A 25,639-nucleotide genomic window follows, 5' to 3' on the forward strand; every position below is an offset into this window, starting at 1 on the left:
CGAGGGTCTCCCACCTCGGCCAAGATCAACCGAAACATCCGCATCCAATGCGATCCCCTGTGGGAGCGAGCCTGCTCGCGAAGGCGCTCAGACAGGCAAAAAACCTCCCACCCTCTGGCCACAAAACTGCTCAACATCAGCACTCAGCCCGCCTGCAAACCTCAGCGAAAATCTGCGTAATCGGCCGATGCGGCTGGCGCTTGTGCATCCGCCGCACTTGTTCACTCAGTCGCAACAGCTCTTCACTGGGCTTGGCCCATTGCTCTTCGGGCAGCGGCTCGGACCATGCACGCATGACTTCCGGCAGCGCCTGCTTGCCGATTCTTTCCAGACGGCGCACTTCCCATTCGACCAGGCGATTGGGAAGCGTCCATAAAGTCATGACGTGATACAGGTACCAAAAGAACCCCGACAACCGCGAGCGGCGGCCTTCACGAATCTGCTGGTGCATCCGCGCGCGGGCGTTACGGAAAGTGTGCAGGCCTTCGTGAGGCGGGTCGTCCGGGCCTTGCAGGTCTTGCAGGTCCTGAATCGATTTGAGGTCGTTGACTTCGTACTCCATGTAACCGCGAATCGCTTCCCAATGGCTGATCGCGAGCTCCAGGTCGGCGCATTGGAATTCGAGGCTGGTGAGGGTTTCGCCGTGGTGAAAACCGATGCCCATGCCGTATTGGCGGTGGATGCCAAACTGGGTGGCGCCCTTGGCTTCGATGATCCACGCGGAGAGCGATTCCCATGGGATGAAGACTGGTTCGGTGGCGCCCTCGGGCATGAAGCAGACTTCGCGGCGTTGACGGTTGAAGCGGGTTGGGATGAGGGAGAGACGTTTTTTGTGGACGTGGTGCCAGACGCCCAGGCCGATCAGTAGAATCAAAGGCTCGGTCAGTAAAGCGCTTTCATATCCTGCTTGGAATATACCCACTATTGATTCCCAAATGAGTGTTGGACCATAGCCGAATACGACACCCAGCATTCCCGTAATCAAGGGGAATATGAAAATGACCATAACCGCTAAACTAACCGGCCCCCCCAACGTCATTTGCCACATAAAAATTTGCGGCTGGCCTAATCCGAAGTCCATGTAAACATCATTGAGCTCACCGATATGCGGGCCATAAGGTGGCATTGGTGTGGGCAATGGCAACGGTGCGAGATAGGTGATCTTTCCGCTTGGAAAGGGCTCTACATTGCCCGCTTTTCTGACCACCTCACATTGCGCATCAACTACAGGCTCATTGTGATTATTCGGCATGGTCGGCCCATTCGAGGTATTGAGTTTCTACCAGCAAAACCGGAGGGTTATCTTTAACCGAGCCGGGAGTTACTACAGCAAAATGACCGCTATCCCGAGGGTCAATATGAATCACGCGCGTTCTTGACTCCGACCCACCTTTGCCATTGACGGTCTGGATACATATGGCAAGTTCGAGCGTTTCCTTTGCAGGCGTGTAGTCAGATTCAGGACGGATGGGGTACTGAAGACAAAGCACCAAACCATCAGGCGATGACTTCACGATTCGCAGACTGCTCAATATTTCCTCACTGATGACTTCCTTGCGCAATTGCGGCACACCGCGACCATGCAGCGGTACAACAAGGCGATGGGCACCGATTCCCAGCCGTTGACTCGGTTTACCGTTTAACGACGGCAGAAGATCATTTAGCGCCAGCCTCGGCAGAACCAAATGAATATCGCTAGGCTTCGCGCCAAAAAGCAAAGCCTTCAGCCAAGTGTCGCTTGACTCAGGTCCTGATTGTGCATAAGGAGCGTGTATTAAAAACGCGAGATAACTTTGATAGTCATCGAGGGAGTGGTCACCGCGCATCTCTTCATCACGGCTCCAGGGCGTGATTTTCAACCACTTGTCGTGGGCGGAGAGGTTGTACCGATTGAACAGCCAAGTCCCGACGAACTCCAGCACGGTGAACAACGCGCCGGCTAAATTGAAGCGAAAGAATATTAAAGAAAGACGTGTACCAGCGGCAGCCCAAGCGACTGTCCGCGCCGCATTGTTTTGGGCAGTAATTACTTTGTAGCCAGCAAACAGGGTTTCACCTAAACCGTATGAGTTGGCGGACGCCATGCCGCCGGCGCCCATCGTGGCAAGTGCAGCCCCGCTTTGCGCCGAGTGATCTCCGCTACGAACAGCTTCCTGCCAATTGCGTCTGTGATTTTTAAAACTATTTACGGATGACACTAGGCCGAAGGTGTAAGTGAATATCCCCAACCCCACATGCAACTTACCCATTTGCACACGAACCTGTTGCAACGCTTCAAGCTGCAAACTCCCAACTAGACTCGTGCTGCGAGCCTTCAAAGCTGTATCAGCAAGCCCCTGCGCAGCGGTAAATCCCGCAGCGCCTGTCGCGGCAAGAGCCGCAAAAAAATCCGCCCGTTTCTTCCTGTCCCTCGTCTGCTTCATCACCTCTCGATAAGCCCCCACCAAATTCACCACCTGCACCAACACCACCAACAATCCCATCCCCTCCGTCCGCACCAGACTCGCCTTCGAAACCCCCGCCACCCCCGCGCGAATATTCTCCAGCAACCCGCGCAATTCCCCTTGCTGCGCCGGCGGAAACACCACCGTCAATCCCGCTTTCGCCGGGGTGGCGCCATACAGTCGGGCCGAGCGATCTGGCAGTTCGTCAATCGGGCTTAACGCTGCCGCAAGGCGGCCTTCGAACAGCGCCAATTGCGTGCGCACGCGGACGATTTCCTGCTGCAATTCCACCGCCCGGGCGGTTTTGTGGCCCTGGCGGTTTTTGTTGTGGGTGAGTTGGTTGCGTTCGCGGTTGAGGGTTTTCAGGTAGTCGCGTTCGCGCAGCACTTCCTTGATTGTGGCTTGCAGCGCCGCTTGCTCCGCCGGGGTGGACACGGTGAAGGTCACGCCGCTGGTTCGCGCGGCGTCGAAGACGCGCAGGCGCAGGGCCTTGGGCAAGCGCTGGAACAGTTCGTCGAGGTCGGGGATTTTCTCGCCGGCAAGATCAAAGCCTTCCAGCGCCCGGCTCAGGCCCAGGTTCAGCGCCGGGCTGTAGGTGTCTTGCACCGCGTCCGCCAAGACTCGACTGTGTGCGGGCAGGTCGTCCAGTGCTGGCAGCTGCGGCTGCTCGATGCTCTGCAATTTGGCCAGCCAGTCCGGCAGGTTGTTGAACATCGCCATGCCGGCGTTGAACAGCGTTGAATATTGCCCGGCCTGTTCGGTCTGCAAGCGCAGCGGCAAGGTGTAGAACAGCGGGCGGGTCAGTTGCGGGTGTTGTTCGAGGTAGCCGAGCATTTGCTCATTGGCCGCGTCGCTGCGACCGATGTCCTTGAGGCAGGCGTATTCGCTGGCGAGCGCCTGATCGATCTGCACTTGGCCGTCGAAATACCACGCCGAGCGATGGAAACGCCCGGCGCACAGCAGTTGCGCGCGGTCGGCGGTGATGCGTTCGAGCAGGCGATTCCAGCGTCCGAGGTTGTCGCGATGACTGTTGAGCACCTCGTCCATGGCCGGGCGGTCGATCAGGTCGTTGATGCCGCGTTTGCCGCTGAGCAGCGGGCCGTCGAGCACGTCTTTCATGCGCCGGCTCTGATCCTTGCCGAGGTCGACCAGTGTGCTCAGGTGGCGCTCGACGAAATCGGCCGGGGCGACTTCAGCAAAATATTCGCGAGTATAAAAGCGCCGATCCGCCTCGCCGGTGACGCGAGCGTGCGCGGTGAAATCCGGGGCGACGCCATCAAAGCGGTTCAGCGCCAATGACTCGTCCAAAGCCTTTTCGCGCTGTTGTTGCAGTTCAGGTCGAGCCTGAGTATCGGTCGGGACAACCTCACCACCTTTGTTTAAATACTCAAGCAATGCCTGCCGGGTATTTTCCCGATCCGGCTCGGGCAATTGCTCCAGTTCAGCGAACAATGCCTGGGCGCGCGGATCATCGCTGGCCTTGGCCAAAGCGTCGAAGTCCTGAGATCCGAGCTGGCTCAGCGACTCGATGTAACTGGCCAGCAGATAGTCGCGCTCGTTGTTGTCGGTGTTGCTCCACTGCTCGATCCAGCCGACCACCAGGTCCTGATAATCCGCCAGATCGCGCATCACCCCGAGGTCGTCGTTGACCAGCAGAAACAGCGTGTCGTCCTGATAAGGCCCGCGCACCCGACCAAGAAATTCGCCGATATGCGCCTCGCGAAAACGTCGCGGGTTTTCCCACAGATAGGGTTCACGCTCATGCTCCGGCGCATCGCTGACCTGCACCGTCGGCATCCGCGTGGCGTCTGCCTCGGCCAGCGGTTTCGCTGTGCAGGCCACTTCCGCCAGCCACTGTTTGGCCTGAGCCACGGTGAGCAAATGCTCGCCGCCGATCAGACAATGCACCGGGCCGAGATCGACCGCCTGCATGAAGTGCTCGCGCTCCTCCGCGCTGTCCAGCACCTGTCGGCATTTCGCCGCGCTCAACTGCACGTCGGCGAAGGTCACGTAGAGGGTGCTTTTGCGCGAAAAGATCAACGCCGGACGTTCTTCGATGGCGCTGCGCTGCTCCTCGCTGACGCTTTTGCCGCGATGCAGCATTGCGCTGATGACGCCTTCAAGCACGCGGTATTCATAGAGCTCACCGCTGAGGCTGTCGACGATGTACAGCCAACCATCGCGCAAACGGCGGATGCCCATGGGGCGCGTGGTCAGGGTGTACGGCAGCGTGAGTTCGCTGCTGGGGTCGAAGGGTTTTTCCACCACGCCGTAAGCGAGGGGTAGCAGTTGCACGTGGGTGTTGCGCAAGGGGCAGGCGGCTGGCGCACCAATGGGCGCTTTCGAGGCGGCTAACGCATCGAGGTTGGCGGGGTGATTCATGATTGATGTCTCTCAGAGGCCCATCGAAAGGCCATTGCAGCGGCAATCGCAACGCGCTCGCCGGGGGATTGCAGCGAAGGTGTGTGCATCAGCTGATGGATCTGCGGATGCCGACCGCACGCTGCATCGTCCAGCCATGCCACCACGTTGGCGTACAGCAGAATCTCGGACGGGCTGCTCAAGGCAAGCTCGCTGGCATGGGCGTGGATGCGCTCCAGCAATTGCCAGCGTTCAACTGCCGTGTCCCCGACATGAAAGTCAGGAAAGTGCTTGAGCAGGTGCGTATCGATGTCGAGCAACACCCGCCGCCGATCCACCCGATCCAGCGCGGCATCCTGCTTGGCGCTCAACCGATACGGCGCCACCAGCGCCCCACCCTGCCCGTGCCGAGGTCGCTGACAGTTCCAGACTTGCCGCGCACCATCCGCCGTGACCACACAACCCAGCGGCCCGAACAGACTCGCATCGCCGCTGGCAAACAGCGCCTGCGCCACCGCGGCATCCGCCAGCCGCAACAACACCGGCGAGCCGACCGGCAACTCGACGATCAGCAACTGACGCAAGTGCGCGACGATTTCATGCGCCGGCGCGGCGCTGAACAGCAGCACGCCCCATTCCTGTTGGGCATGCTGGCGATAAAACCGCGCCACCGGATCGTCAGCGTCAGCGAGCGCCACCAGCAGCGGCGAGACGTCACGCAGGGCCGAAAACGGTGGCTGGTCGTACAGCGCGAAAGCGTTGGCGGCGGGATCGAGCCTTCGCAGTTGCGCCGGTAAATCGGCGATCGTCGCGCCGTCGAGCAGCACAAACGCCTGCTGCTCAGCCCACGGCAAACCTTCAGGCCAATCCGTCAAAAGGCTCATGCCTGGGCCGCCTCGCAGATCAGGCAACGCGAGGTCCGCGTGGTCAGCAGCGCATGCCGTTGCTGCACGGCATCGAACGTCGCCTGGAGCAACGGCGCGGCGCCCGGTAGCAAGGGTTCCGCTGGCAGACACACCGTCGGCGCCCCGCCCTGCACCACCGGCACACTGCTGAAAATGCCGGCGGCGCCGACCGTCAGCCAATGCCCGCCAGCAGCCAGAGTGATCTGCAGGCCGCTGTTGAAAACCACCTGCTCGCCCGCGCCGAAATGCAGCTGCTGCGCCGCACTGACGCGCTGGCTGGCGACCCGCACATGCTGCTCGCCCTGCACCCACAAATGATCGTCCTGCTTGAGTTCAGTCAGGCGATTGCCATGGGTCAGGTGATGTTCCTCGTCACGCAACTCAAGGCTGGAGACGCCGCCAATCACTTGGCTGTGCAGGTTGTCGATCTGCACACGCAAGTCGTTGAGCACGTGCTGCACCAAGTCGCGCTGCGCCCTGATGGAGATTTCTTCCGCGCCTTGCCGGTCCTCGATGCGCAGTTCGTTGTAACCACCGCCGCCGGGGCTGCTCTGGCTGCGCCAGATACTGCGCGTCTGTTGCGCCGGCAGGTCCAGTGGCACCGGGGTTTCGGCGTTGGGCAGGCAGGCGAGCACATGCGGTTTGTCCGGATCGCCATCGGTGAAGCCCACCAGCACTTCCATGCCGACGCGAGGAATCTGCACGCTGCCGTAGCGGTCATGTGCCCAGGCAGTGGCCACGCGCAGCCAGCAACTTGACTGCTCATCACGCTGGCCGTCGCGATCCCAGAGCATTTGCACTTTCACGCGGCCGTAGGCATCGCTGTAGATTTCTTCGCCGGGCGGGCCGGTCACCACCGCCAACTGACTGCCGCTGACGCGCGGTTTGACATGCTTGAGCTGCGGGCGAAACACCACGTCCCACGGTGTGGCGACGAAATGGTTGCGGTAGCCTTGGCTGAAACCATCAGCGTCAGCCTGCTCGGTGAACGCTTCCTCGAGCACTTGCGGCTGTTTACCGATGTGCTCGACCTCGGTCAGCAACCATAAATCGTTGCAGTCGGCGCGCGAGTAATCCGCCATGGTCATGAAACTGCCGCCGCGCATCAGCGCCTGATTGCTGCGCCCGTTAGCCAGACGATAGTCGGCACCATGGCGCTCCAGCGCACGCTGGCTGAGGTGCTTGCCGCGCTCGCGATGGGTGAACTGCCCGGGAAACTCATAGTCTTCCAGCAGCGGAACCCGCGCTGCACCGGCCTTGGCGTCCAACTGCACTGCGGGCTTTTCGAAGTGATAGTCGCGGCGCTCGACGAGGTTGGAGCGTGGCTCCAGGCGCACAGTGAACTGGTCGATAACCGGCGCATCGGCAACCAGGCCGTTGCCCTGTAAATAGCGCGTCGTCACGTCGTGTTTGAGGAACGCCGTTTGATCGTCGCCGAACACCAACAGGTGCGCCTCACGGCGGTGGCGAAAGTGAAAGTGCAGGCCCTCCTCCTCGCACAGCCTCTGGATGAAGTGCAGATCGGATTCCTGGTATTGCACGCAATACACCCGCGCCGGGTACTCGGCGCTGAGCTGAAAATGCCAGGCATCGGCCTGCATGCCGTGATCGCTCAACACATTGGCGATGATCTGCGGCACGCTCAGGTTCTGGAAAATCCGCTGATTGCGCCGATGCGCGAGGTAGGCAAGGTGTGGCGCCAGGGTGATCTGGTAACGGCTCAGCCGAACACCGCAATCACCCTGGCCGACCCGATAGACCAGCCCGTGCATGCCGCTACCGTCGACACCGAAACAGAGAAAGGCCGGCCGATGCAGCAAGCCTTCCAGATCCACATCGGGCCGCTCGCTGACCAGCTCGAGATCCAGTTCGTAGGTCTGGTTGAGCACTTCCCGGGTGCGAAAACCGAACACTTGAAGATCGTGGGAAACGCCTTCTATCTCGAGAGTGAAAACAACGGGCCTGCCAGCGATGCGCATCCACCTGTCCCTGTGTCTGATTGAAAGACGGGACTGTGCAACGGTGCACTCAAATGGGTGAAGTCAGACCTTTCCCTGTTTTGCCGGTCTGCGAGCGAAAAGGACGTGGCCCACAGAGAAACGGCCAGGATCCTACGGAAATGATCCCGAATCCTATGCCTTTCCCCTGTGGGAGCGAGCCTGCTCGCGAAAGCGGTGTGTCAGTCGGCGAATGTTTAACTGATCCACCGCCATCGCGAGCAGGCTCGCTCCCATAGGGTTTTGCGTGAGTCAGGGCAGCAAGATGATCTTGTCGCCACCGCCCTGATTGACCTCGTCATAGCGCGCCAGCCCTTCAGCCAGCGGCACTTGCACCAGGCCCTGCGGCAGCGGCAAGCGATCCTCATCGAAGAACCGCCCGAACTCCGCGAGCATCGCCGCGCACGCCTCAACGCCGTACAACAAGGAGTTGATCCCGACCACCGAGCCGCCTTTTCGATAGAGCGCCAGCGCCGGCAATTGCACGTGGCCGTCGACCGGCGCGGCGATGATGGCGATGCGGCCGAAGGTCGCCAGTGCGGCGACCGAGGCCGGCAGCCAGAAACCGGTGGTGTCGAAGATCACATCGGCGCCACCGCGATACACCGCGTTGACCTGCGCACCGAGGTCTTCTGGCTTATCCAGTTGAATCGTCTGATAGCCCTGCTTCTGCAAATCGGCTACCTGCTCGGGCCGGCGCGCCGCCGCCAGCAATTGCGCGCCGCGCACTCTTGCCAGGGCCAAAGCCGCCGTGGCCACCGCCCCGCCGCCGATCACCAGCAAACGCGTATCGGCGCTGACCAGGCTGCGTTCCAGCGCATCCCACGCCGTGGTGTACGGCACGCCAAGGCTGGCCGCCTGAGCAAAACTCAAATGCGCCGGTTTGTGCGCCACGCCGCTGGCCGGCAATTTGACGAATTGCGCATGGGCGCCGTCGGCGAAGAAGCCCAGCTCGCGCCCGGTACCCCAGACTTCCTGACCGATCAGTGCTTGCGGCCCCTCGACCACCACCCCGGCAAAATCCCGCCCGGGAACCCGTGGCAGCGTGGTGTAAGGAAAACGCCCGAGGACGTTTTTCACATCGCTGGGATTGAGGCCGGCAGCCTTGATCTGCACCAGCACTTCATCGGCGCCGGGCACCGGGGTCGGAACGTCGACGAAACGCAGGGAAGACAGGTCGCCGGTCTGATCGAATTGCAACGCTTTCATGGGCACATCCACCGAAAGGAAAAAGGGAAATTCAGGACAACCAGCCAGCGACCAGTTGCCGGCCCAGCGGCCACAACTGCTCACCGGCCAACATGCCGAGCAGACCGACCAGCGCGATGGCCGGTGGTGCGGGAGAACGGAAGTCGAGCGCGCCATAGAGCAGGCCGACGCCCAGGCCAATGGCCAGAGAAATGAGGTAGTTCATGAAAGGAACTCCGCCGCGATAAGTGATGGGCAGAGTCTAGGGAAACGGGCGGAGCGGTATCGGCCAAGGACTTCTGAATTTCGGACAAACCTTCTGCAGCCGCCACAGAACCGTGTGGGAGCGAGCCTGCTCGCGAATGCGGTCTTCCAGTCAGCACTTCATTGCCTGGTGCAAAGCTTTCGCGAGCAGGCTCGCTCCCACATGGATCTGTTCAAGTTGCCGAGAATTGCGAAGGCGCCACCCCCAGCTCCCGGCGAAACATGTCGCTGAAGCTGCTCGGTGAATAACCCAGTTCGCGAGCAATGACGCTCACTGCCACGCCCTGAATCAACGCTGCCGCCGCCGTCGCCAACTGCACCTGGCGCCGCCATTCGGCGAAGCCCATGCCGAGGCTGTCCTTGAACAACCGCGCCAGCGTACGCACGCTGGCCCCGGCGTTCTGCGCATGCTGCTCGAACGGGATCTCCAGCGACGGCGCGGCCATCACGGCCTGACACAGATTCATCAGACGCCGGTCGGACTCATCCGGCAGCGGAATCTTCAGTTGCGAACGCCTGGCCCGGCGCAATTCCAGCAACGCCAGCCCGACCAGCGCCTCGTAATACTCGGCCTCGCCGGCATCGCCCTGCGCCACCAGCCCGACGATCAACTCGCGCAGCAACCCGCCGACTTCGATCACCTGCACCGTCGAATCCAGGGTCGCCGCCAGCGCCGGGCGCAGGTAGATATTGCGCATCTGCAAATCCGACACCACACGAATCCCGTGCGGCACTCCCGGCGGCAACCACACCGCCCGCTGCGGCGGCACCACCAGCGCTTCGTGCGGGGTTTCCACCCACATCACCCCGCTCATCGCATACAGCAACTGCCCCCAGACATGCTCGTGCGGCTCAATGAACAAACCACGCGGGTAGGTTCGCGCCAGCGGTTGCACGGGCACATCGGTGTCGGTCAGATCAGGGGGCGCGGCGAGGGCCATGGTGAGCGTTCACAGGGGGTTGGCGAAGCCGCCATGGTAACCAGCACGCCCCGCCCTCGCCAACGATAGATACCGTCGGACAATCCGAATGAATTTTCCCGGCACAGCGCGATCCGTTTAATACCACAGGGAGGAATTCGGGCTTTATGAACAACGCAAAACTTTACGTCATCGACTACACACTGCATGGCACCCCCAAGTCGTTCATTATCCGCTCGGACAAAATGGACAACGCCGAAGCCTGGCATTGGGCAAGCTGCGACGCGGGCGTGGGTCGCATCCCGCGCTTCGGCCGCGAGAAAGTGCAAAAGACCAGCAAACCGATGGCAGAAAAATTCGGTCTGGAAAACGTCACCTGGCGCCAGACCAACTGACCCCACCGCCTTCATCGCAGGCTTGGCAATCGACAGGGGGAATCGACCGATGACCGACACTTATCACCCGGCCCGACTGGACTACGGCCTGACCACCTTCTTCGGCCAGATCACCAAAACGGTGGATTGCGCAGTCGCACTGGAAACGGTCGCGGATGACCCCTACCGCTTCACCTTGTGCGTCCAGGCACCGGTACCGGAAGACCTCCACCAAGCCAAGGTTGTGGTGGTCAAGGTCGAAGGGCGAACACTGCAAGGCACAGTGAGGCACTTTGAGCGACAGGAAGACGACAGTCTGAAAATGGAAGTGGAGCCTGATTAGGCTCCACTTTTTTTGCCCCGCTTATTTCGGATGAGCGCAACCGCAGCCCTTCATCGCACACTCTTCGCCGTGTTTGTGGTGATGAGCGCAAGCCTCGCAGCAATAATGTTTGCCGTGCACAGCGTAGGAATGTTCGCCTTCTTTGATCGTGCAGTTGCAGCCCGGGCAGTCGCATTTTTTATCGGACATGGGACAGACTCCTTGCGTGGTGGTTGTCTGAGGCTTGCGAGCAAGCCATAAGGGACAGTGTAGAAGGTGGTGTTGCAGGCTGGCCAACTGTTGAGAGATTGGGCGACGCAGAAGTGGCTTTCGCGAGCAGGCTCGCTCCCACAGAACAACTGCGCGCAGCACAGACCTGCGCAGACATCAAAAGCCCCTCACCCTAGCCCTCTCCCGGAGGGAGAGGGAACTGACCGAGATGATTGCGAGAAACCCGCCGACGTGGAATACCGAGTCGAACGCAAATTTTGAAAAGCCCGGAAATCGGCCCCCTCTCCCCCGGGAGAGGGCTGGGGTGAGGGGCGAATCCCAGCACAAAACCAAAGCCAGACACCACCCGCTCCTAACCCACTCAAAACAATGAGCGCAAGCTCGAGTACCGCTTTTGATCTTGATCTCAGAGCCCGTCGGCAGGCTGAGTGGAGGGATTGATCCGGACGTGCGAGCGCAGCGACCGAACGACGCAGTCGTACACAGCGGAACCGCCAGAAGCAACACCCGCAGCAACGGATATGTACACAGTCAAACAAATAAAATCACTGCGCCTGCCTCGAACTCCGATACATAAACACCAAAGCCACCGCCAGACACACCATCGCCAGCATCCGGCTCGGAGACAAGCCGATCGCCGGATTCCCCAACCAGCCAAAATTATCGATCAACATCCCCATCCCCAACTGCCCGACAATCACCGCCACCGTCGCCACAGCCGTCCCGACCACCGGCACCGCGCCAACCATCACCAACATGTACACCACGCCAAACAGCGCCCCGGTCAACTGCCACTTCGGCACCTGAAGCAGACTCACCGCCTGCGCCGGCTCGAAAAACAGAATCAACAACCCGGTCACCACCGCGCCCACCGCAAAGGTCAGCAGACTGGAACGCAGCACACCCACCGTCTCCCCCAGACGACCATTGATCGCAGCCTGTACACTCAACACCGCACCGGCCAACACCACCACCGCCAACAAAATCACCAGCCCCATCACTCACCCCCACGCAATCAGAACCAAAGCCACCACAATCAAGCCCAACGCCAGCCAGCGCTCGCCGTTGACCTTCTTGCGCGTCGCGCCGAACCAGCCGAAATGGTCGATCAGCACACTCTTGCCGACCTGACCGGACAGAATCGCAATCATCGTCATGGCAATGCCGATATGCGGCGTCGCCAGCGTCAGCACCACCACGTAGATCGGCCCGAGAAAACCGCCGATCAACTGCCAGCGCGGCAGTTCGGTCAGCGCCGGACCTTTTTGCGGACCGGCAAACAGCAGGAGCAAAAACAGGATCGCCGAACCCACCCCGAAGATGCTCAACGTCGCCCACAAATGCCCGACCTGCTCACCCAGCGGCCCGAGCAAACCAGCCTCGACCGACAGGCCCATGCCGGCAAGAATCACCAGCGGCAGCAACAACAGACGCAACACCGATCTTTTCGCCGGCGCCGCGACCACCCCTTCATCCAACGTCTGCATACGTAACCTTCCACGCTCAGAAACAATGGCGCGGATTATCGGCTGGCGCCGCTGTGCGATAAATGGGAGCATCCAGACAACACTTTTGCGCAACACGCACAGCGAGACATGGCATGCACGGGCTCAACGAACTCGGATTCAAAGCGTTAAGGCTGTTTGTAGCGGTCCTCGACCACGGCAGTTTTTCCGAAGTCGCTCGCCGCGAAGGGGTCGCGCCCTCCTCCATTTCACGGCAGATCCAAATGATGGAGCAGGCGCTCAACCAGCAATTGCTCTACCGCCACACCCGCGCCGTCACCCCGACCGAAGCCGGGCGCACGCTCGGCCACCATGCGCGGTTGCTGTTGGTGCAACTGGAAGAAGCCGAACAGGCGTTGCAGGAACAGCAAAGCGAACCCACCGGACTGGTGCGCATCAACGCCCCGGTGGTGTTCGGCCAACGCCATCTGACGCCCTGGCTGGGTGAGCTCTGCGCGCGCTATCCGAAGCTGCAACTGGATATCCAGCAAACCGACCATTACGTCGACCCGTTACAGGAAGGCGCCGACCTGCTGTTTCGCATCGGCGCGCTGCATGACTCGAGCATGCAGGCACGCATTCTGGCGCCGCACCGCTTTCAGGTCGCGGCCAGCCCGGCCTATCTCAAACGCCACGGCACGCCGCAGCATCCCGACCAACTCGCGCAACATCAGTGCCTGGCCTACAAAGGCGCGGCCGGTCAGCAGCGCTGGTTTTTCCGCCGTGATGGCGAGGACTGGACGCCGTACACCGTCAAAGGCCCGATCACCGGCAACCACGCCGACACCCTGACCCAGGCCGCCCAGCAAGGCTTAGGGCTGGTGATGTTTCCGTCGTGGCTGATTGGCGAAGCGGTGCGCGAGGGCACACTGGTGCCGGTGCTGGGGGAATATCAGGTGTCGAACAGTCTGGAACCGCAGCAGATCGCCGTGCTGTGGCCGGGGAGCCGGCGGTTGTCGGTGAAGGTGAGGACGGTGATTGATTTTTTTGTCGAATGCTTTGGCGAGATTCCCTATTGGGACAGATCTTAAGCCCTACACAAATCCAAATGTGGGAGCGAGCCTGCTCGCGAATACGGTCCGTCTGATATCAGAGCAGCGTCTGATACACAGCTTTCGCGAGCAGGCTCGCTCCCACAGGGTTTATGCAGGGCTCCAGAATTGCGTCAGATACGGAACTGCCCGACCAGCTTGCCCAACCGCTGCCCGAGCTCCGCCAGACTGCGCGACGTTTGCGCGCCCAGTTGCGTTTCATCGGCGACGCTGTCCACCGCCACGGCAATCTGATGCACGCTGCGGTTGATCTCTTCGGCCACGGCCGTCTGCTCTTCCGCTGCGCTGGCGATCTGCGCGTTCATCGAGTTGATCGTGGCGATCAACTGCGCCATCGCGTCCAGCGATGCACCGGCCTGATTGGCTTGCTGGGACGTGCCATCGCCGGCCTCGCTGGAACGGCGCATCGCTTCGACCGCCTGCTGCGTGCCGGCCTGCAAGCGGTCGATCATGCCCTGGATTTCCTGGGTGCTGATCTGCGTGCGGCTGGCCAGTGCGCGTACCTCGTCCGCAACCACCGCAAAGCCACGACCGGCCTCACCGGCGCGCGCCGCTTCGATCGCGGCGTTAAGCGCCAGCAGGTTGGTCTGCTCGGCAATCGAACGGATCACCCCAAGCACGCCGACGATCGAACTGACGTCCTGCTGCAGGCTGTCCAGCGACACGCCGCTGTTGCGGATATCGTCGACCAGCGCATGAATCTGCTTGATGCTGCCCGCCACCACGCGCTTGGCGCTCTGGCCTTCTTCGTCGGTCTGCTGCGCGGCGACGGCGGCGTTTTGCGCGCTCTTCGCCACTTCCTGGGCGGCGGCGGACATTTCGTTGATCGCCGTGGCGACCTGATCGGTTTCGTGGCGTTGACGCTCCATCGCCTGATCGGAACGCTGCGCCTGTTCCGAGACCTGAGTAACCAGCCCGGTCAGTTGCGTGGTCATCTCGGTGATCTGCCGCACCAGGCCGTGGATCTTGTCGACGAAGCGGTTGAACGAGCCGGCCAGTTCGCCAAGTTCGTCCTGGCTGGTGATGTTCAGGCGCCGGGTCAGGTCGCCCTCGCCCGCCGCGATGTCGTCGAGGTTGGCTTTCATCAGGGTCAGCGGACGCAGAATGGTGTTGGCCAGCAGCATGCCCGCCGCCGCAATAACCAGCAGCACCAGCACCGCAACGCCGACAATGCTCAGCACCACGCCTTGCACGCGCTCCTGCACTTGCGCCTCGACCTGCGCCACTTGCGCTTCGATGCCGTCGAGGTTGACCGAAGTACCGACCGCCATGTCCCACTTCGGCAGGTATTCGGTGTAGCCGAGCTTCGGCACCAGCACCTTGGCGTTACCCGGCAGCGGCGAGCTGTATTGCAGATAGTGAGTGCCGTCCTTGGCCACCTTGACCAGGCCGAGGTTGACGTAGACGCCGTTCGGATCACGGTTGTCCTTGAAGCTTTTGCCCACGCCGTCGGGGTCGTTGGCCTTGAACAGGCGCACGGTCTCGGAGTCGTAGCCGAAGAAGTAGCCGTCCTTGCCGTAGCGGATGCCCGAGAGCAATTTGATCGCCTGCGCCCGCGCCGCGTCGTCGCCCGGTGCGGCGGCGTCGTACAGCGGTTTGATCGTGGTCATGGCCACGGCGACGTAACTTTGCAGGGTGGCCTTGGCGTCGCTGAGCAGCCGCTCGCGGGTCTGTTCGACCTCCTTGCGCGCCTGTTCCTGGAGGATGAACAGCGTGGTCACACTGATGACCAGCGCAAAGAGCAGCACCGGCAGAACGGCAAGGGACAGGACTTTAGCCTTGAGACTCAGGCGCATCGGGGGACTCACTCTTTTGATTTTGTTGGCGTGGTTAAAGGCTTTAACGGCACGCCGGAGCAAAAGTTGAGTCTTGAAACATCGCCGCCCCCCCTGTGGGAGCGAGCCTGCTCGCGAAAGCGTTGGCTCAGCAACCTGTGTGTCGACTGACACGACGCCTTCGCGAGCAGGCTCGCTCCCACATGGGGCAATTATGGATTCTTACAGAACCATCGCCGCAACCCAGCCAAACACCAGCAGCGGCAGGTTGTAGTGCAGGAAGGTCGGTACGACGGTGTCCCAGATGTGGTGATGCTGGCCGTCGATGTTCAGACCCGAGGTCGGGCCGAGGGTCGAGTCCGAGGCCGGTGAACCGGCATCGCCCAGCGCACCGGCAGTGCCGACGATGCAGACAATGGCGATCGGGCTGAAGCCCAGTTGCACGCACAACGGCACGAAGATCGCTGCGAGAATCGGCACGGTAGAGAACGACGAACCGATGCCCATGGTCACCAGCAAGCCCACCAGCAGCATCAACAAAGCCCCGACACCTTTGCTGTGATTGATCCAGGCCGCCGACGATTCGACCAGCGTCTGCACCTGCCCGGTGGCCTTCATCACCTCGGCAAAACCTGAGGCGGCGATCATGATGAAGCCGATCATCGCCATCATTTTCATGCCCTCGGTGAACAGGTCATCGGTCTCGCGCCACTTGACGATGCCCGACACCGAGAAAATCAGAAACCCGACCAGAGCGCCGATAATCATCGAGTCCAGCAGCAACTGCACCACGAATGCCGAAGCGATGGCCACACCGGCAATCATCAGGCTCAGCGGGTTGTAGTGCACCGCCGTCTGTTCGACCTGTTCGATCTTCGCCAGGTCATACACGCGCTTCTTGCGATAGCTGATGAACGCCATCGCCAGACCGAAGACCATGCCCAGCGCCGGAATGCCCATGGCGTGGGTGACATTGATGCCGCTGATGTCGACGCCGCTGCGCGCAACGTTGGCGAGCAGGATTTCGTTGAGGAAAATGTTGCCGAAGCCCACCGGCAGGAACATGTACGGGGTGATCAGGCCGAAGGTCATGACGCAGGCGATCAGACGGCGATCGAGTTGCAGCTTGGTCAGTACATATAGAAGTGGCGGCACCAGCAGCGGAATGAACGCGATATGGATCGGCAGGATGTTCTGCGAGGCAATCGCCACCACCCAGAGCAGGCCGATCAGCAGCCATTTGACGTTACCGCCGCCGGTTGCATGCTGCCGATCCACCATGGCCAGGGCCTTGTCGGCCAGCGCATGGGCCAGGCCGGATTTGGCAATCGCCACGGCGAAAGCGCCGAGCAAGGCGTAGGACAACGCCACCGTCGCGCCGCCGCCCAGACCGCTGTTGAACGCCTTGAGTGTTGCGTCGATGCCCAGACCGCCGGTCAGGCCACCGACCAGCGCCCCGACGATCAGCGCGATCACCACATGCACGCGCGACAGGCTGAGGATCAGCATGACGCCGACGGCTGCTATGACTGCATTCATTTCACTACCTCAAAAAACACTGCGGGTGAAAACACACCGCCAGACAGGATGAGTCCGCCCGGGTTGGCCGGCGGATGTGTACAGAGGGTCTTGTTAGAGGGCGCGCACTGTGCCGCAGAGTGGCGGCGGTGTCAAAGCCCTGTGGCGAGGGGATTTATCCCCGTTGGGTGGCGAAGCCGCCCCCGGCAAACTTCAAATCAACCCTATACGCAGGTGTCACGACTGCTTCGCAGCCGAACGGGGATAAATCCCCTCGCCACAGGACTACAGGACTACAGGACTACAGGACTACAGGACAGGACCACCGGCCCCGCATGCGGCAATCGGTCATATTGCGCTCACGGCATAAAGAAAGCGGAAACGCGGCCGCTACAGTGCAAAGTCTCAGATATTTATCGGATAAGGATGTTTTCCATGTCGCTCAGACAACTTTCCATCCAATGGAAAATCACCCTGCTCGCCGGCCTCTGCCTGGCCGGTATCGTGACCCTGTTGGTCGGTCTTTCGCTGTATCGCATGGAACACAGCTCGGCGCTGGTCAAGGCCTCGAGCATGGAGATGCTCACCGAGTCGGCGCAGGCGCGGATCGAGTCGCAAGGTGAAGTGCAGGCCGCCGGCATTCGTCAGCAATTCATGGACGCCTATCAGTACGGCCACGGTTTCTCGCGCCAGGTGCTGTTTTTGCGTGAGCAGGCCGAGAAGCGCTTTCTCGATGCCTTCGACCTGCGCGAGGACATGACCCGTCAGGTCAAATCCGCGCTGCAAGCCAACCCGGACCTGCTCGGCCTGTCGCTGGTGTTCGAAGCCAATGCACTGGACGGCAAGGACGAACTGTTCGCCGATCAGGCTGAACTGGGCAGCAACGACAAGGGCCGTTTCGCCCTGTACTGGTCGCAGCCGACCCCGGGCAAAGTCACCTCGATGGCGCTGCCGGAAAGCGACATGAGCGACACCAGCACCGGCCCTAGTGGTCAGGCCGCCAACGCCTGGTTCACCTGCCCGCGCACCACGCTCAAACCGTGTGTGATCGAGCCGTACTTCTATGTCATCGACGGCCACAAAGTGCTGATGACCAGCATCGTCTTCCCGCTGCTGGTCAATGGCAAAGTCATCGCCTCGCTGTCGGTCGACATCAATCTCAACAGCCTGCAAGCGATCAGCCAGAACGCCAGCCGCAAGCTGTATGACGGCCAGACCGCCGTCAGTATTGTCAGCCCCGCCGGCCTGCTCGCCGGTTACAGCCCGGATGCCGGAAAACTCAGCCAGCGCCTGGATGCGGTGGATCAGGCCAGCGGCAGCGAGTTGCTGCGCCTGCTCGCCGCGAGCACTGGCGTGAGCAGCTTGCACAGCAACGGCCAGTTGAAAGTGCTGTCGCCGTTCCAGCCGATTCCCGACGGACCGGCGTGGGGCGTGTTGCTCGATGTGCCGGAAAAAGTCCTGGTCAGCCGCGCCGAAGCGCTCAAGCAGCAACTGGATGCGAGCAATACCTCGGGCACGCTGATCGAACTGAGCCTGGGCCTGCTCGCCGCGCTGATCGGTCTGCTGCTGGTGTGGCTGATGGCGCGCAGCGTGACCAAGCCGATCCTCGGTGTGGCGCACATGCTTGAAGACATCGCCAGCGGCGAAGGCGACCTGACCCGGCGTCTGGCCTACGACAAGCAGGACGAGCTTGGCCAGTTGGCCGGTTGGTTCAACAAGTTCCTCGACAAGTTGCAGCCGATCATCGCCGAGGTAAAACGCTCGGTGCAGGACGCGCGCAACACTGCCGACCAGTCCTCGGCCATCGCCACCCAGACCAGCGCCGGCATGGAGCAGCAATATCGCCAGGTCGATCAGGTCGCCACCGCGTCCCACGAAATGAGTGCCACTGCCCAGGACGTTGCACGCAGCGCCGCGCAGGCCGCCGAAGCTGCCAAGGACGCCGACCGCGCCACCCGCCAGGGCCTGACGGTGATCGACCGCACCACCGCAAGCATCGACACCCTCGCCGCTGACATGAGCGCAGCGATGGTCCAGGTCGAAGGGCTGGCCGCCAACAGCGAGAAAATCGGCACGGTGCTGGAAACCATCCGCGCCATTGCCGAGCAGACCAACCTCCTGGCGCTCAACGCCGCCATCGAAGCCGCCCGCGCCGGTGAAGCCGGACGCGGTTTTGCCGTGGTCGCCGACGAAGTGCGCAACCTTGCGCGCCGCACTCAGGAGTCGGTGGAGGAAACCCGCCAGGTCATCGAGCAATTGCAGAACGGCACGCAGGAAGTGGTCGGCTCGATGGGCAACAGCCATCGTCAGGCCCAGGGCAGTGTCGAGCAGGTTGGCCAGGCGGTGACGGCGCTGCGGCAGATCGGCGATGCGGTGACGGTGATCAGCGACATGAACCTGCAAATCGCCAGCGCTGCCGAAGAGCAGAGCGCAGTGGCTGAGGAGATCAACAACAACGTGGCGACGATTCGCGATGTGACCGAGTCGCTGTCGGGCCAAGCGAATGAATCGGCGCGGGTCAGCCAGTCGCTCAACAGCCTGGCGAATCAGCAGCAGCGGTTGATGGATCAGTTTCGCGTTTGATGCACGAGAGCGGGGTGTCAGTTGCAATCCCCCCTCACCCCAGCCCTCTCCCCCCAAGGGGGGCGAGGGGGAAAGGGAGCCGATCTTCATGCCATTCAAGTCCTGAGTTCGACTCGGATTTCAAGTGGGTGCATCTCTCAAGAACAACACAATCAGTCCCCTCTCCCTCTGGGAGAGGGTTAGGGTGAGGGGCTTTTCAAGGGCTCACCGCTTAGGCAGTTCAATCACCACTTTCAACCCGCCCCACTCGCTTTCGCCCAGCACCAGCAAGCCACCCCACGTTTCGACAATATCCCGCACGATCCCAAGACCGAGCCCATGCCCGTGGGTCTGCTCATCCAGCCGCGTGCCACGGCTGAACACCTGAGTGCGCTGCTCTTCGGGAATCCCCGGGCCGTCATCTTCCACGCTCAGGGCAAAGCCGTCAGACCTTTCGATCACACTCAAGCGCACCTCGGCGTCGGCCCATTTGCAGGCGTTGTCGAGCAGGTTGCCGAGCAGTTCGAGCAAGTCCTCGCGGTCCCACGGCAGTTGCAAACCCGGCGGTGCGACGTAGCTCAAGGCCAGATGCTCGCCGTGAATCATGTTCAGCGTCGCCAGCAACCCCGGCAACTCGGCATCGCAATCGAACAACGCGCCGGGCAGCGCATCCCCCGACAACCGCGCGCGATTGAGTTCGCGATTGAGGCGCTGCTGCACCTGCTCCAGTTGCTCCTTGAGAATCCTGCGCAGCTCGGGATGGTCATCGAGCTTGACGCTGGAGGCCAGGCTAAGCAGCACCGCCAACGGGGTTTTCAGCGCGTGGCCGAGGTTGCCCAAGGCATTGCGCGAGCGCTTGAGGCTGTCTTCGGTGTGGGCGAGCAAGTGGTTGATCTGCGCCACCAGCGGCTCCAGTTCCACCGGCACCTGATCGTCGAGTTGCGAGCGCTGGCCCTGCTGCAACTGAGCGATCTGTTCGCGCGCGCGTTCCAGCGGTTTCAGCGCGCGGCGCACGGTCAGGCGTTGCAGGAACAGAATCAGCAGCAACGCCGCCAGCCCCAGGCCGAGGCCGATCTGGCGCATGCGCTGGAAGCTGTCGCTGACCGGCGTGTAATCCTGGGCGACGCTGATCGAGATCGACTGACCCAGGCGCCGATAGTCCGAGCGCAGTATCAGCAAGCGTTGCCCGCCCGGGCCGAGTTGCAGGTTGCTGTGCAGCCCCGGGTGTTGCAGCAGCGGCAGTTCCTGATCCCACAGCGAGCGCGAACGCCAGTGGCTGTCGGAGAAATCGATGCGAAAGTAATGCCCGGAAAATGGCCGCTGATAGGCCGGCGACAGATGCCGCTCATCCAGTTGCAAACCTTGCGGGCCGCGCACCAGCGCCACCAGCAGGCTTTCGCTGTCGTTGCGCAGGCCCGCTTCGAGGTAGCGCTGCAAACCGACTTCGAACAACCACAGGCTGGTTTGCGCCAGCACCAGACCGACGATCACCATCACACTGATCAAACCCAGGCTCAAACGGCGCTGGATTGATCTCATGAAGCTTGCCCGCCGAACAGGTAACCCTGACCGCGACGGGTTTCGATGACGCTTTTGCCGAGCTTGCGCCGCAGGTGATTGACGTGGACTTCGAGGACATTGGAGTCACGCTCGGTCTCACCGTCGTAGAGGTGTTCGGCGAGGTGGCTTTTCGAGAGGATCTGTTCCGGGTGCAGCATGAAATAGCGCAGCAGACGGAATTCAGCGGCGGTCAGCTGAATGTCGGCGCCGTCGCGAACCACGCACTGGCGACCTTCGTCCAGATGCAGGCCGGCGGCTTGCAGGGTCGGCTGGTTGGCCTGGCCCTTGGAGCGGCGCAACAGAGACTGAATGCGCAGGTACAGCTCTTCCGGGTGGAACGGTTTGGTCAGGTAATCGTCAGCGCCGGCCTTCAGCCCTTCGATGCGCTCGGCCCAGGAATCGCGCGCGGTAAGGATCAGCACCGGAATCGCCAGACCGGCGGCGCGCCACTGCGCCAGCACGTCCAGCCCCGGTACGCCGGGCAGGCCGAGGTCGAGGATGATCAGGTCATAGGGCTCGCTGCTGCCCTGATACACCGCGTCACGGCCATCGGCCAGCCAATCCACTGCGTAGCCTTGGCGTTGCAGGCCGGCGAGCAGTTCGTCGGCCAGCGGTACGTGGTCTTCCACCAGAAGCAAACGCATCGATCAATCTTCCTTGTCTTTGACTAACTCGCCGGTATCGGCCTTCAAGTGCAGCTCGCGCGCCACGCCTTCGACCGTCAGCAATTCGACTTCGTAAATGTACACGTCGTGTTTTTCTTCCAGCTCGACTTCCAGCAGTTTGGCGCCGGGGTAGCGATCCATGGCCTGCTGCAGCACTTGCTCCAGCGGCAGGATCACGCCATCGCGACGCAGGGCCAGCGCCTCGTCCTGATCGAGATCGCGAGCCATGGCCGTGCTGCACAACAACACCAGCGCCAGCGCCGTCAGGCGGGTGGCGCGACTATTCAGCTTCATTACGTATCCTGATGATCCCTGAGCACTTCACCATCGACCGCGTTCAACTCCAGATCCCACTTCAGCCCTTTCGGGTCGCGCAGTTCGATCTGGTAAATGAACTTGCCGTACTCTTCCTCCAGCTCGGTTTCGGTGATTTCCGAACCGGGGTGTTTTTCCAGCGCGATGGCGTTGAGCTTCTCGAAGGAGACGATAGTACCAGCGTCGCGCAAACGAAGCGCTTCGTCAGGACCGAGATCGCGCGCCAGCGCAGTGTTGGCGCCAAGGCCGAGGATCGAGGCAGTGGTCAGGGCAGTCAGGGTTTTCATGGGTGTCTCCGAATTCTTATATGTTGCTTACGGTGGGCACCATAGCGGGGTCAACTTAACTGAAACTGAATGGCCATCATTGTGCCCCATTGCTGGCAAGGTCCCCTGTGGGAGCGAGCCTGCTCGCGAAGGCGCAGTGTCAGCCGCAACGATGTTTCTGACCCACCGCTTTCGCGAGCAGGCTCGCTCCCACACTGGTTTGCGTCTGCCCCCCTTGTGGGGCAGGCTCACTCCTACATGGGCCTGCAACATGTGCTTATAATCGCCAGCTTGCTAACGATCGAGACCGGTATGACCGCCATCCACATCAAGTTTCCCGCCCTCACTCTCAAGGCCGGCCCGCGGGCCATGGCGCGCATTCGTGCGCAGGGATTGCACGCCGCTGACGTCGGCACCCTGCCCGGTGCGGCCGGTGGGCCGAAGGCGTTGGGGATTCAGGGGCTTGATCTGGCGTTGTTCGGCGAGTGGCTGCCGAGTGCGCCGCGTGAGCGTTCGCTGATCGGCGCCTCGGTGGGTTCCTGGCGCTTCGCCAGCACCTGCCTGCCGGACGCCGCCGAAGGCATTCGCCGCCTCGGCCAGCTCTACGCCGAGCAGAATTTCAACAAAGGCGTGACCATGGCCGAGATCAGCCAGAGCTCGCAGCGCATGCTCAACGACCTGCTCGACGGCCGCGACGCGAGCATCCTCGAAAATCCCGATTACCGACTGAACATCATGGTGGTGAAAAGCCAGGGCCGCCTCGCTGAAGACCATCGCGGGCGCCTCGGTCTGGCGCTGGGTTCGGTGATCGCCGACAACCTGCGCGGTCGTGCGCGGCTGTCGCGGCACTTCGAACGGCTGATCATCCACGATCCGCGCCTGGCCCCGCCGCTTGATGCCTTGAGCGATTTCCCTTCACGCTTCGTTGCCCTCAACACCGGCAACCTGCGCCAGGCGCTGCTCGCTTCCGGATCGATCCCGATGGTCATGGAAGGCGTACGCGACCTGCCCGGCGCCGGCGCGGGTACGTTCCGCGACGGCGGTTTGCTCGACTACCATCTCGACCTGCCCTACAGCGGCGACGGTATCGTGCTCTATCCGCATTTCACCGATCGGGTGATTCCCGGCTGGTTCGACAAGACCCTGCCCTGGCGCCGCGCTTCGGTGCAGCGTCTGCAGGATGTGCTGCTGGTCGCGCCGTCGAAGGAATATCTGGCGCGCCTGCCCTACGGCAAACTGCCCGATCGCAACGACTTCAAACGCTTCATGGGCGATGCGCCGAGCCGGCAGAAATACTGGCACACGGCGATGGACGAGAGCCGCCGACTGGGCGACGAATTCCTCGAACTGACGGCCAACGGTCGCCTCGCCGAGCGCTTGCTGACCCTTTAGTCAGCACGGCCAAAGACAAGCTGATAAACTCGCCGCCTGCCCGAATCGCTGCGGCGAACGCCATCTGAACAGAGCCGAAAATACCGTGGAAATCTTCAAAGAGTTTACTTTCGAATCCGCCCACCGCCTGCCGCACGTCCCGGACGGCCACAAGTGCGGACGCCTGCACGGTCACTCGTTCAAGGTCGCGCTGCACCTGAGCGGCGACCTCGATCCGCACACTGGCTGGATTCGCGATTTCTCCGAGATCAAAGCGATTTTCAAGCCGCTGTATGAGCGTCTCGACCACAACTACCTGAACGACATTCCCGGCCTGGAAAACCCGACCAGCGAAGTGCTGGCCAAATTCATCTGGAACGAGATGAAGCCATTGCTGCCGGAACTCAGCGCGATCCGCATTCATGAGACGTGCACCAGCGGCTGCATTTATCGCGGGGAATAAGCAACACACATCTCCCCGCCACTGTGGGAGCGAGCCTGCTCGCGAAAGCGTCGTTCCAGTCAATTTATTCGGTGACTGACACTCCGTATTCGCGAGCAGGCTCGCTCCCACAAGAGTCCGGCGCCAGGTTTGAATCATCTGCCATGCACATACAGGCTCGCTCCCACATTGGGCTCCTGGTGCATTCAGTGCACTGCTTTCGCGCTGAAAACCTCAGTCGCGTCTACACATTCGTTCACTTGCGCCGTTTGGCACGACCGCTGCAACCCTTCTGCGTCTTCCCCTTCCAGCAAGGACTGCCCCATGACGCAGAACGCCTCCGGCAACGATTACCCGCTCAGTGAAGTCCCCATGCACGCGCGCAAAGGCCAGGCCTCGACGGCGATGGTGTTACTGGGCTTCACGTTTTTCACCGCGACCATGTTTGCCGGCGGCAAGCTGGGGGTCGCGTTCGGTTTCGCCGAGATGATGGCGGTGATCATTGTCGGCAACCTGCTGCTCGGTCTGTACGCGGCAGGCTTGGGTTACATCGCCTTCAAGAGCGGCCTCAATTCAGTGCTGATGGGCCGCTTCTGTTTTGGCGAAGTCGGCAGCAAGCTCAGCGACCTGATCCTCGGCTTCACCCAGATCGGCTGGTACGCCTGGGGCACGGCGACGGCAGCGGTGGTGATCGGCAAGTATTTCAATCTCGATGAAAGCACCGTGCTGGTCCTGATGGTGCTGTTCGGTCTGGGCTTCTGCGCTACGGCGTACATCGGCTATCGCGGACTGGAAATTCTCTCGTACATCGCGGTGCCGGCGATGATGTTGCTGCTGATGCTGTCGATGTGGGCAGCGACCGTGAAGGTTGGCGGCTTCGAAGGCTTGCTCAGCGTGGTGCCGAGCGGTTCGCTGGACTGGTCGACAGCGATCACCCTGGTGTTCGGCACCTTCGTCAGCGGCGCGACCCAAGCCACCAACTGGACGCGATTTTCGCGCTCGGCAAAAGTGGCAGTGCTGGCCAGCCTGATCGGTTTTTTCATCGGCAACGGCCTGATGGTGCTGATCGGCGCATATGGCGCGATCGTCTATCAACAGCCGGATGTGGTTGAAGTGCTGCTGTTGCAGGGCTTCGCCATGGCCGCGATGGCCATGCTGTTGCTGAACATCTGGAGTACGCAGGACAACACCATCTACAACTTCGCCGTGGCCGGCTGCAACCTGCTGCGCACCGGTCGGCGCAAGACCGTGACCCTCGGTGGCGCGGTAATCGGCACCCTGCTCGCCCTGCTGGGCATGTACGACATGCTGGTGCCGTATCTGATTCTGCTCGGCACGGTGATTCCGCCGATTGGCGGGGTGATCATGGCTGACTTCTTCTATCGCTGGCGCGGGCACTATCCGCGTCTGGCCGACGCACGGTTGCCGGCGTTCAACTGGCCGGGACTCGGGGCCTACGGGGTGGGCACCGTCGCTGCGTTCAGTTCGCCCTGGGTCGCGCCGCTGGTAGGGATCGCCGCTGCCGCGCTAACGTATGTCATCGTCACCGGTGTGCTCGGCGCCCGTCGCGTCAGCGCACCACTACAAGACCTATAAAAAGGA

Annotated in this window: 23 protein-coding genes; 7 read left to right on the forward strand and 16 right to left on the reverse strand. The window is 61.6% G+C overall.

From position 1 onward, the window contains the following. Window positions 1–136: 136 nt before the first annotated feature. The 7 genes from PS14A_RS16220 to PS14A_RS16250 all read right to left on the reverse strand — a co-directional run bounded on the left by PS14A_RS16220 (window position 137) and on the right by PS14A_RS16250 (window position 10,100). Window positions 137–1,252 carry a hypothetical protein gene (locus PS14A_RS16220; protein ID WP_212616735.1) on the reverse strand — a complete coding sequence of 372 codons (1,116 nt, stop codon included), beginning with the start codon at window positions 1,250–1,252 and terminating at the stop codon, window positions 137–139. Next, the gene (locus PS14A_RS16225; RefSeq protein ID WP_212616736.1) at window positions 1,242–4,826 is read right to left on the reverse strand and encodes a toxin VasX; all 3,585 of its coding nucleotides are present in this window, start codon (window positions 4,824–4,826) and stop codon (window positions 1,242–1,244) included. Before PS14A_RS16225 ends, PS14A_RS16220 begins: the two co-directional genes overlap by 11 nt. Next, window positions 4,823–5,689, reverse strand: a complete 867-nt coding sequence (locus tag PS14A_RS16230; protein ID WP_212616737.1) for a DUF4123 domain-containing protein — start codon at window positions 5,687–5,689, stop codon at window positions 4,823–4,825. The genes PS14A_RS16225 and PS14A_RS16230 overlap by 4 nt, the downstream gene beginning before the upstream one ends. After that, window positions 5,686–7,689 (reverse strand): type VI secretion system tip protein TssI/VgrG, encoded by a 2,004-nt coding sequence (tssI, locus tag PS14A_RS16235; protein WP_212616738.1) that lies wholly within the window; start codon window positions 7,687–7,689, stop codon window positions 5,686–5,688. The genes PS14A_RS16230 and tssI overlap by 4 nt, the downstream gene beginning before the upstream one ends. A 270-nt stretch (window positions 7,690–7,959) precedes the next feature. Further along, window positions 7,960–8,916: a zinc-binding alcohol dehydrogenase family protein gene (locus PS14A_RS16240; RefSeq protein ID WP_212616739.1), complete on the reverse strand. Its 957-nt coding sequence runs from the start codon at window positions 8,914–8,916 to the stop codon at window positions 7,960–7,962. Window positions 8,917–8,947: 31 nt separating this feature from the next. Continuing rightward, window positions 8,948–9,121, reverse strand: a complete 174-nt coding sequence (locus tag PS14A_RS16245; RefSeq protein WP_073471384.1) for a DUF1427 family protein — start codon at window positions 9,119–9,121, stop codon at window positions 8,948–8,950. A 211-nt stretch (window positions 9,122–9,332) separates the two neighbouring features. Continuing rightward, window positions 9,333–10,100, reverse strand: a complete 768-nt coding sequence (locus tag PS14A_RS16250; RefSeq protein ID WP_212616740.1) for a helix-turn-helix transcriptional regulator — start codon at window positions 10,098–10,100, stop codon at window positions 9,333–9,335. A 146-nt stretch (window positions 10,101–10,246) separates the two neighbouring features. Between PS14A_RS16250 and PS14A_RS16255 the strand changes: the two genes are divergently transcribed. Continuing rightward, on the forward strand, window positions 10,247–10,474 hold the full coding sequence (locus PS14A_RS16255) for a DUF6555 family protein (protein WP_016775403.1): 228 nt from the start codon (window positions 10,247–10,249) through the stop codon (window positions 10,472–10,474). Window positions 10,475–10,523: 49 nt separating this feature from the next. Then, on the forward strand, window positions 10,524–10,796 hold the full coding sequence (locus tag PS14A_RS16260; RefSeq protein WP_212616741.1) for a hypothetical protein: 273 nt from the start codon (window positions 10,524–10,526) through the stop codon (window positions 10,794–10,796). Between the two features lie 21 nt (window positions 10,797–10,817). Here PS14A_RS16260 and PS14A_RS16265 read toward each other — a convergent pair whose 3' ends face one another. The 3 genes from PS14A_RS16265 to PS14A_RS16275 all read right to left on the reverse strand — a co-directional run bounded on the left by PS14A_RS16265 (window position 10,818) and on the right by PS14A_RS16275 (window position 12,493). Then, a complete protein-coding gene (locus PS14A_RS16265) occupies window positions 10,818–10,985 on the reverse strand; it encodes a metallothionein (RefSeq protein WP_016775405.1) in 168 nt (55 codons plus the stop codon). A 566-nt stretch (window positions 10,986–11,551) separates the two neighbouring features. Then, window positions 11,552–12,004 (reverse strand): DMT family transporter, encoded by a 453-nt coding sequence (locus PS14A_RS16270; RefSeq protein WP_212616742.1) that lies wholly within the window; start codon window positions 12,002–12,004, stop codon window positions 11,552–11,554. 3 nt (window positions 12,005–12,007) lie between these two features. Continuing rightward, window positions 12,008–12,493, reverse strand: a complete 486-nt coding sequence (locus PS14A_RS16275) for a DMT family transporter (protein ID WP_212616743.1) — start codon at window positions 12,491–12,493, stop codon at window positions 12,008–12,010. 113 nt (window positions 12,494–12,606) lie between these two features. Here PS14A_RS16275 and PS14A_RS16280 point away from each other — a divergent pair, with 113 nt between their 5' ends. Further along, the gene (locus PS14A_RS16280; RefSeq protein WP_212616744.1) at window positions 12,607–13,542 is read left to right on the forward strand and encodes a LysR family transcriptional regulator; all 936 of its coding nucleotides are present in this window, start codon (window positions 12,607–12,609) and stop codon (window positions 13,540–13,542) included. A 134-nt stretch (window positions 13,543–13,676) separates the two neighbouring features. On the opposite strand, the gene PS14A_RS16285 is transcribed toward PS14A_RS16280, so the two are convergent. After that, window positions 13,677–15,359, reverse strand: coding sequence for a methyl-accepting chemotaxis protein (locus tag PS14A_RS16285; protein WP_016775408.1), 1,683 nt, complete (start codon window positions 15,357–15,359; stop codon window positions 13,677–13,679). A gap of 201 nt (window positions 15,360–15,560) precedes the next feature. Continuing rightward, window positions 15,561–16,877 carry a Na+/H+ antiporter NhaC family protein gene (locus PS14A_RS16290; protein WP_024013513.1) on the reverse strand — a complete coding sequence of 439 codons (1,317 nt, stop codon included), beginning with the start codon at window positions 16,875–16,877 and terminating at the stop codon, window positions 15,561–15,563. 414 nt (window positions 16,878–17,291) lie between these two features. On the opposite strand from PS14A_RS16290, the gene PS14A_RS16295 reads away from it, so the two are divergent. Then, entirely contained in the window at window positions 17,292–19,439 is a 2,148-nt protein-coding gene (locus tag PS14A_RS16295) for a methyl-accepting chemotaxis protein (RefSeq protein WP_212616745.1), read from the forward strand. A gap of 204 nt (window positions 19,440–19,643) precedes the next feature. On the opposite strand, the gene PS14A_RS16300 is transcribed toward PS14A_RS16295, so the two are convergent. Genes PS14A_RS16300 through PS14A_RS16315 form a run of 4 tightly spaced genes read right to left on the reverse strand, consistent with a single transcriptional unit; the run spans window position 19,644 to window position 22,245 of the window. Continuing rightward, window positions 19,644–20,957 carry a sensor histidine kinase gene (locus PS14A_RS16300; protein WP_212616746.1) on the reverse strand — a complete coding sequence of 438 codons (1,314 nt, stop codon included), beginning with the start codon at window positions 20,955–20,957 and terminating at the stop codon, window positions 19,644–19,646. Continuing rightward, window positions 20,954–21,622, reverse strand: a complete 669-nt coding sequence (locus tag PS14A_RS16305; RefSeq protein ID WP_016775412.1) for a response regulator transcription factor — start codon at window positions 21,620–21,622, stop codon at window positions 20,954–20,956. Before PS14A_RS16305 ends, PS14A_RS16300 begins: the two co-directional genes overlap by 4 nt. Window positions 21,623–21,625: 3 nt before the next feature. Continuing rightward, window positions 21,626–21,937: a PepSY domain-containing protein gene (locus PS14A_RS16310; protein ID WP_016775413.1), complete on the reverse strand. Its 312-nt coding sequence runs from the start codon at window positions 21,935–21,937 to the stop codon at window positions 21,626–21,628. Beyond that, complete coding sequence (locus tag PS14A_RS16315) at window positions 21,937–22,245, reverse strand: PepSY domain-containing protein (RefSeq protein WP_016775414.1); 309 nt, start codon at window positions 22,243–22,245, stop codon at window positions 21,937–21,939. The genes PS14A_RS16310 and PS14A_RS16315 overlap by 1 nt, the downstream gene beginning before the upstream one ends. 291 nt (window positions 22,246–22,536) lie before the next feature. Between PS14A_RS16315 and PS14A_RS16320 the strand changes: the two genes are divergently transcribed. The 3 genes from PS14A_RS16320 to codB all read left to right on the forward strand — a co-directional run bounded on the left by PS14A_RS16320 (window position 22,537) and on the right by codB (window position 25,633). Next, on the forward strand, window positions 22,537–23,616 hold the full coding sequence (locus tag PS14A_RS16320) for a patatin-like phospholipase family protein (RefSeq protein ID WP_212616747.1): 1,080 nt from the start codon (window positions 22,537–22,539) through the stop codon (window positions 23,614–23,616). Between the two features lie 85 nt (window positions 23,617–23,701). Next, window positions 23,702–24,058, forward strand: coding sequence for a 6-carboxytetrahydropterin synthase QueD (gene queD / locus PS14A_RS16325; RefSeq protein ID WP_007915588.1), 357 nt, complete (start codon window positions 23,702–23,704; stop codon window positions 24,056–24,058). A 303-nt stretch (window positions 24,059–24,361) separates the two neighbouring features. Next, complete coding sequence (codB, locus tag PS14A_RS16330; protein WP_212616748.1) at window positions 24,362–25,633, forward strand: cytosine permease; 1,272 nt, start codon at window positions 24,362–24,364, stop codon at window positions 25,631–25,633. Window positions 25,634–25,639 lie beyond the last annotated feature (6 nt).

The organism is Pseudomonas sp. 14A, assembly GCF_018132745.1.
Classification (GTDB): Bacteria; Pseudomonadota; Gammaproteobacteria; order Pseudomonadales; family Pseudomonadaceae; genus Aquipseudomonas; species Aquipseudomonas mercuritolerans.

Bases quoted from the DNA above. Each gene is read 5' to 3' on its own strand.
- PS14A_RS16220 (WP_212616735.1), bottom strand. From the start codon at position 1,252: ATGCCGAATAATCACAATGAGCCTGTAGTTGATGCGCAATGTGAGGTG.
- PS14A_RS16225 (WP_212616736.1), bottom strand. From the start codon at position 4,826: ATGAATCACCCCGCCAACCTCGATGCGTTAGCCGCCTCGAAAGCGCCC.
- PS14A_RS16230 (WP_212616737.1), bottom strand. From the start codon at position 5,689: ATGAGCCTTTTGACGGATTGGCCTGAAGGTTTGCCGTGGGCTGAGCAG.
- tssI (WP_212616738.1), bottom strand. From the start codon at position 7,689: ATGCGCATCGCTGGCAGGCCCGTTGTTTTCACTCTCGAGATAGAAGGC.
- PS14A_RS16240 (WP_212616739.1), bottom strand. From the start codon at position 8,916: ATGAAAGCGTTGCAATTCGATCAGACCGGCGACCTGTCTTCCCTGCGT.
- PS14A_RS16245 (WP_073471384.1), bottom strand. From the start codon at position 9,121: ATGAACTACCTCATTTCTCTGGCCATTGGCCTGGGCGTCGGCCTGCTC.
- PS14A_RS16250 (WP_212616740.1), bottom strand. From the start codon at position 10,100: ATGGCCCTCGCCGCGCCCCCTGATCTGACCGACACCGATGTGCCCGTG.
- PS14A_RS16255 (WP_016775403.1), top strand. From the start codon at position 10,247: ATGAACAACGCAAAACTTTACGTCATCGACTACACACTGCATGGCACC.
- PS14A_RS16260 (WP_212616741.1), top strand. From the start codon at position 10,524: ATGACCGACACTTATCACCCGGCCCGACTGGACTACGGCCTGACCACC.
- PS14A_RS16265 (WP_016775405.1), bottom strand. From the start codon at position 10,985: ATGTCCGATAAAAAATGCGACTGCCCGGGCTGCAACTGCACGATCAAA.
- PS14A_RS16270 (WP_212616742.1), bottom strand. From the start codon at position 12,004: ATGGGGCTGGTGATTTTGTTGGCGGTGGTGGTGTTGGCCGGTGCGGTG.
- PS14A_RS16275 (WP_212616743.1), bottom strand. From the start codon at position 12,493: ATGCAGACGTTGGATGAAGGGGTGGTCGCGGCGCCGGCGAAAAGATCG.
- PS14A_RS16280 (WP_212616744.1), top strand. From the start codon at position 12,607: ATGCACGGGCTCAACGAACTCGGATTCAAAGCGTTAAGGCTGTTTGTA.
- PS14A_RS16285 (WP_016775408.1), bottom strand. From the start codon at position 15,359: ATGCGCCTGAGTCTCAAGGCTAAAGTCCTGTCCCTTGCCGTTCTGCCG.
- PS14A_RS16290 (WP_024013513.1), bottom strand. From the start codon at position 16,877: ATGAATGCAGTCATAGCAGCCGTCGGCGTCATGCTGATCCTCAGCCTG.
- PS14A_RS16295 (WP_212616745.1), top strand. From the start codon at position 17,292: ATGTCGCTCAGACAACTTTCCATCCAATGGAAAATCACCCTGCTCGCC.
- PS14A_RS16300 (WP_212616746.1), bottom strand. From the start codon at position 20,957: ATGAGATCAATCCAGCGCCGTTTGAGCCTGGGTTTGATCAGTGTGATG.
- PS14A_RS16305 (WP_016775412.1), bottom strand. From the start codon at position 21,622: ATGCGTTTGCTTCTGGTGGAAGACCACGTACCGCTGGCCGACGAACTG.
- PS14A_RS16310 (WP_016775413.1), bottom strand. From the start codon at position 21,937: ATGAAGCTGAATAGTCGCGCCACCCGCCTGACGGCGCTGGCGCTGGTG.
- PS14A_RS16315 (WP_016775414.1), bottom strand. From the start codon at position 22,245: ATGAAAACCCTGACTGCCCTGACCACTGCCTCGATCCTCGGCCTTGGC.
- PS14A_RS16320 (WP_212616747.1), top strand. From the start codon at position 22,537: ATGACCGCCATCCACATCAAGTTTCCCGCCCTCACTCTCAAGGCCGGC.
- codB (WP_212616748.1), top strand. From the start codon at position 24,362: ATGACGCAGAACGCCTCCGGCAACGATTACCCGCTCAGTGAAGTCCCC.